Raw genomic sequence first — 5,647 nt, forward strand, 5'->3', positions numbered from 1 at the left:
ACGATGCGAAATGACGCATAACACCGGTGAGGAAACCCTGGAATCGGGATGAATTTGGCTGTATCCACGACGGATTTTCAAGTGTGTTGGAGTAGTCCCAAATGCCCGGACTGGTATTTTCTTGGGAGCTGAATTCGGTTCCCCATGCGGCGATTCGTCAAAAAAGTGAACAAATGGGCAATAAAAAATTGACTCCGAGAGTTGGAATCCTTTCGGTGTTATGCGTCCTCCCTCCTTCTTATGTCCTCACCTGAGAAATCCGTTCTACTCCCACGTCAATGCGTCCATTTTCCGGATTGGGAAAGCGTACTTCATGCATCAATCACAGATGCTGCAGATCGCGAGAACATTAAGATTACCATCCGGTGGTATTTGGGTTGGTGCAAAGCTCATCAGTACGTTGCCAATGTTGAGACTGCGAATGGGTTTCTGGAATGTGTGCGACAGCAGAAAAATCCGTTGGACCGTGTTTTTGAGTGTTGGAAAAAAACCTCCGGTGGTTCTTTCTCAATGCCAGAAGACGGGAGCAGAAAGACCGTGTGATCTCGCAGTCGTCCGTTGCGGTCGGATGGCGGAGCGATGGATTGGGAGATCGTAGTTTGAAGATTGGATGGATGGGTCCTTCGGCTTGCTCAGGGTGGGGCGGCGTCCGCCCTACGGCTTGCTCAGGGTGGTGAAGCCACAAGCGAACGCACTACGGGGGGAACTGGGAGAGGCCATTATCTGTGGCAATCTGAAATCTGCGGTAGAGAAATCGCGTCCTGCGGACTCTGTGTGTTTTGTGCCTTTTGTGGTTGAAGCTTTTATAAAAGAAAGAGTTTGAACCACCGATTGCCCAGATTTCTCAGATGATGAGGGGTGCAGCAGAGCTGTGATGGCGGATGAGAAATAGTTGATGGTGAAGGTTTTAAGTTTAGGATGGCTCAGTATTGGAGAAGGCTGGCGCGCTGCTGGAGCTGGAACATCGTTCAGCTGTGCTTCACTGGATGGACTGGCGGTGCCAGCCCAACAGGATGCGCTGCGCGCAACAGGTTTTTGTGGGTAGTTCTGATCCTGTTGCTGGGAAAGGTCGACCATTGAGGTATTCGAGTGTCCAGGGGTCGAAATTTTTCCAAATTCCGCTACGGAACAAAAGAGATTGTTTTTGAACCTGCTACACGGAGGGATGACGTGTATCCTGCTCCGGCGAAGCCGGATCAAGAGAGTCCGTAGGACGAACGATGTTGGATAAGATTCGGTTGGATGGAACAGGCTGACGCGCTGCTGGGACTGGAACATCGTTCAGCTGCGCTTCACTGGATGGACTGGCGGTGCCAGCCCAACAGGATGCGCTGTGCGCAACAGGTTTTTTGTGGGTGGTTCTTGAACCTGTTGCTGGGAAAGATGGAACCGTTGAGGTTTTCGAGTGTCCAGGGGTCGAGATTTTTCCAAATTCCGCTACGGGGGGAACCGATGGCTTGGGAAGGGACATGGTGGGTGGGACGGCGGCTCCCGGCGAGCGGGGGCCCTACGCAAGCGAGGGGAATCGCCATGAGAGAAGATGCGACGAGAACGGGGTGGAGATTGGGCGATGGGCAATGAATCTCAACTCAATGGAATCTGTGTTATCCTGTAATCTGTGGTTAAGAAAGAAAGAATTTGAACCACTGCGCAACGAGCTACGAGGGCGAAGGATTTGTGCTTCAACTAGCGCATACGGGTTCTGGTTTTGTTCACTGAACAGAAACGTAGGGTCTTCGCTAGCCGGAGACCTCAGTTACCTCACAAGATGCGGCATCGCGGTGAACGCGAACCCTACGGAAACGTGATGGATGATCAGTGTTTTTAACAAGAATGGGGCTCAGCGTGAAGATGCTGTTTCCCTGAAAAGATGGGACTTTGGTTGGACCAAAGTCATCTGGGCGCCGCAGGGGCATTTGCACAGATAGGGTTATCCGGAGAACTTGTTTCGATGCGGATCCCATTCATTTCAATGAGTTTTGACTGGGCTTGCCAGTTGTCCGAAACTTTGCTGTAGTCGAACTTCAAACAACGCACCTCAAATCCCGGTTAATTCCTCCGAGCCATGCGATTTTTCCATTCTGTTTCCTACTTTAAACCACTCATTCTGGGCTTTGCCCTGACACTTTTGGCATGCTGTCAGGGGCAAGCTGAACCATCCACCGCAGATGCAACTGGGAAGTACTCTTCCCGGACATGGAGTCTTCAGGATGGTTCCCGTTTTGAAGCCAGCTTCACTATAGAACTTGGGAGCAAAGTTTATTTTCAGGGGGAGGAAGGTCGCAACTGGATCATCCCGCTGCACTATCTCGGAGACGAGGAGCAACAATGGGTTCAGGCTCATCTAGGCAAAGGCAAAGAACCCGTATTGTGGAGGGATTCCACCAGCCCCATGGCAAAAGCAGTCAGGGAGAATTCTCTCATTTTAGGGGAGGATGGAAATCTGGAAGATTTTGAGGTCGGAAATCGTATGGAGCCTGAGTTTTATGTGTTTTATACTGGTGCCTCCTGGTGTGGACCCTGTCGAAGTTTTGTGAAACACCTCAAAATCTGGTATGACGAATTCAAGCGACATGGGATCAGCAACACCGAAGTCTTTTTTGTCAGCAGCGACAATAGTAGAGGCGAGTTCAAAAAGTATGTCACCTCCCATGACATGAAATGGCCTGCCATTTCATGGAAGCGCAATTATCCCAAAGCCATTCAACAGTATCGAAGAAACAGTATTCCGGGCATGGTGATCACGGATAGGCAAGGTCGCATCCTTACCGACGCCCACAGTGGCACCGATTACAGAGGAGCCCATACCGTGCTGGAGGAACTCAAGGAGATGGTCTTCCATACCAATCCCCAAAACCCTCTCACTTATCAGGTCTATTTTGATACCATTCGCAACCGGTATCTGGAAAACAACAAAGGGAAAGACCTCTTACCCTCGCCCCTCTACCTGTTTGTCGATCCTGAAACCCAAAAACAATGGGGGTCCATCGAATTGGATTTGATCTTAAAAGTCAGTCGCAATGGACACGTTATCGATTGCCAGATTTTGAACCATGACCGACACGAATTGGAATCCAGCATTCGCCAGGCCTGCGAGCGTTGGCTTTTTCTGCCCCAATTGAAAGAGGGTCGCCCGATGGAAACCCAGGTGCGGCTGCCTCTCAAGATTCACAACTGACACCCATGCTCATCGCGTCCACACACCATCGAAAAGGAATTGCCACCGCAATGGTACAACAACTTAATTGAGTATGAGCCAACGTTCTACTCCTGCCCCTTTTTGTCCTGACGAAGCTCTTGAGCGCAGTGCGATAAGCCCCACATTCAGGGCTGACTCCCCCCAAAGCCAATTCCTCTCATTTGGGATTCGATTGGCAGTGTTGTGGGTGTTTGGAGTTTCAGGAGGGCATGCCCTCGCCGAAGAGGCGTCGATTATCGAACCTGCGCAGGTCGATGATGTGCTCAGCGCACTGGTCGAGAACGGCGAAGCTGTCGGGGTATCGGCGCTGATATGGGAAAAGGGTGCGGAAACCTATTTCGGTGCCTATGGAATGGCCGACGACGATGCAGACCGCCCCATGCAGCGCGATACCATCGTACAGATTTTTTCGATGACGAAGCCGATCACTGGCGTAGCCTTGCTCACGTTGTGGGAAAAAGGCCTGTTCGACCTCGACGATCCAATTGCCAAATACGTGCCTGAACTCACCGATCTGAAAGTCTATGCGGGTGAGGATGCAGAAGGTGAAACCGTGCTCGTCGAACCCGCACGCGCACCAACGATCCGCGATTTCACCCGTCACACTGCGGGGCTGACCCATGGGGGCGAGGATTCTCCGGTTGCTGCGCATTACCGCAGGGAGAATCCGCTTGATCGCACGGCCGACTACGACGCTTTCGCCGAACGACTGGGGCGCGTTCCCCTTCTCTATCATCCCGGAGAACGCTGGGTTTACGCTGATTCCGTAGACGTGCAGGCGCTACTGATCGAACGCCTGACAGGCAAGCCCTACGCTGATTACCTTCGGGAGACCATCTTCGAGCCTCTCGGTATGCACGAAACCGGATATCTCGTGCCGGAAGGGGAGCGGCACCGCATTGCGGCCCTCTACGACGGCGAAGATGTGAACAACCCGCTGGTCCGGTTGCCGGATGACCATTTCCTCAACCACAATATCCGCCAGAATTTCACGCTCGATCCGGGCGGCTGGGGACTCGCTTCGACGCTCGATGACTACATGCGTTTTGCGCGAATGTTGCTCAACGAGGGCGAGATTGACGGCGTGCGCATCCTGCAGGCAAAGACCGTTCGGATGATGGCTACGGACCATCTTCCCGCGACGGTGACCGACACGTCCTGGCTCTCGAGCAAGGGTCAGGTGGGGTTCGGGATCGACGTCGCGGTGCGCATCGCACCGCCTGCTTCCCGGGAGGAGAACTTCGGAGTGGTTGGGGAATTCTTCTGGGATGGTCTTGGCAGCACGCTGTTCTGGATCGATCCTGAGAACGAGATCGCGAGTGTGTTCTTCATGCAGCGCATCCCATTTTACGGAAAGGCACACAAGCTGTTTCGCGATGCGGTCTATGCTCGCCGCATCACCGAAGATGAACACAATCCCTAAGTCGACTGGCGATCTTCCTCGATGAACGCATCTCCCATCTTTATTCACACACTGAAGATGGGTTCAGCCAAAATCGCTTAGAATTCGCCAATGCGTTTCAAAATCAAATGCGATACCGACTTGAAGAAACCGTTGATTTGAGGAGTGGTATGGGATGCACAATCGATGGGCTTGTTTCTCGATGCTTTTCCTTTTGAGCACGACTCTGGGACTTCGGGGCGAGGTGGTGAATGCTGAACCCGAGTTTTTTGAGGTGGGCTTTGAAGGGACCCTTGCAGCTTCACCGGAAGCTGTCTTTGAAACCTTCGAAGCGATTGGCTCGTGGTGGAACCCATCCCACACCTTTGGGGGAAGGGCCGAAAACTATCGCTTCGAACAGCACGAACGCGCACTGCTTGAAAATCTGGAGACGGGCTGGGCAAAACATATGGAAATCGCCTACTGGAATAAACCACGCCAAGTCGTTCTGAAAGGAGGTTTGGGTCCCCTGATGATGTTACCCGTAAATGGAGTGATGGTGTGGACCTTCACTGAGACCGATGAGGGGACGGCAATACGCCTGAACTACAAAGTGGCCGGACACTCTGCAGGCGAGCAAGGCCTGAAGGTTTGGGCGGGTCCCGTCAATGAGGTGCTCCAGGAACAATTCAATGCCTTGTTGGCAAGCGTTACGAAAACCGGGCGTTGAGTGCGGGGTTCGCGGGTAAACCGGAACACAAGGGAGTTCGAAAACATCCCCGACTTCAGGGTCGTAGGTATGAATCCTCTCTGAGAAAATTCAGGATATTCTGCACATAGCATGACAACCCACTCCTCATGGAATCGCATCTGGCGCTGAAGGGTGTTTCCTGAGAAGGGTAGCAGCCTTCGCGCTGGGACTGCTGATTCCGGATTTACCGTGGATCCTGCAACGCATTCTGATTTCGACGACTGAGCTGGATCCCGTTCAGGTGCGGGCCTACGTGGTTTCGATGAGCGCACCGTTCTTCTGCCTGCTGCTGAGTGCAGCCATCAGCCTGCCCTTT

General features: G+C 52.7%; 3 protein-coding genes. All 3 read left to right on the top strand.

Features of this window, described 5'->3' with window-relative positions; genetic code table 11:
* Positions 1-2,065 precede the first annotated feature (2,065 nt).
* Positions 2,066-3,178 (top strand): thioredoxin-like domain-containing protein, encoded by a 1,113-nt coding sequence (locus ABQ298_12070; protein ID MEQ9825111.1) that lies wholly within the window; start codon positions 2,066-2,068, stop codon positions 3,176-3,178.
* 73 nt (positions 3,179-3,251) lie between these two features.
* The gene (locus ABQ298_12075; GenBank protein MEQ9825112.1) at positions 3,252-4,622 is read left to right on the top strand and encodes a serine hydrolase domain-containing protein; all 1,371 of its coding nucleotides are present in this window, start codon (positions 3,252-3,254) and stop codon (positions 4,620-4,622) included.
* A 193-nt stretch (positions 4,623-4,815) separates the two neighbouring features.
* On the top strand, positions 4,816-5,310 hold the full coding sequence (locus ABQ298_12080; GenBank protein ID MEQ9825113.1) for a hypothetical protein: 495 nt from the start codon (positions 4,816-4,818) through the stop codon (positions 5,308-5,310).
* Positions 5,311-5,647: the final 337 nt, after the last annotated feature.

It is taken from the genome of Puniceicoccaceae bacterium (genome assembly GCA_040224245.1).
Classification (GTDB): domain Bacteria; phylum Verrucomicrobiota; class Verrucomicrobiia; order Opitutales; family JAFGAQ01; genus JAKSBQ01.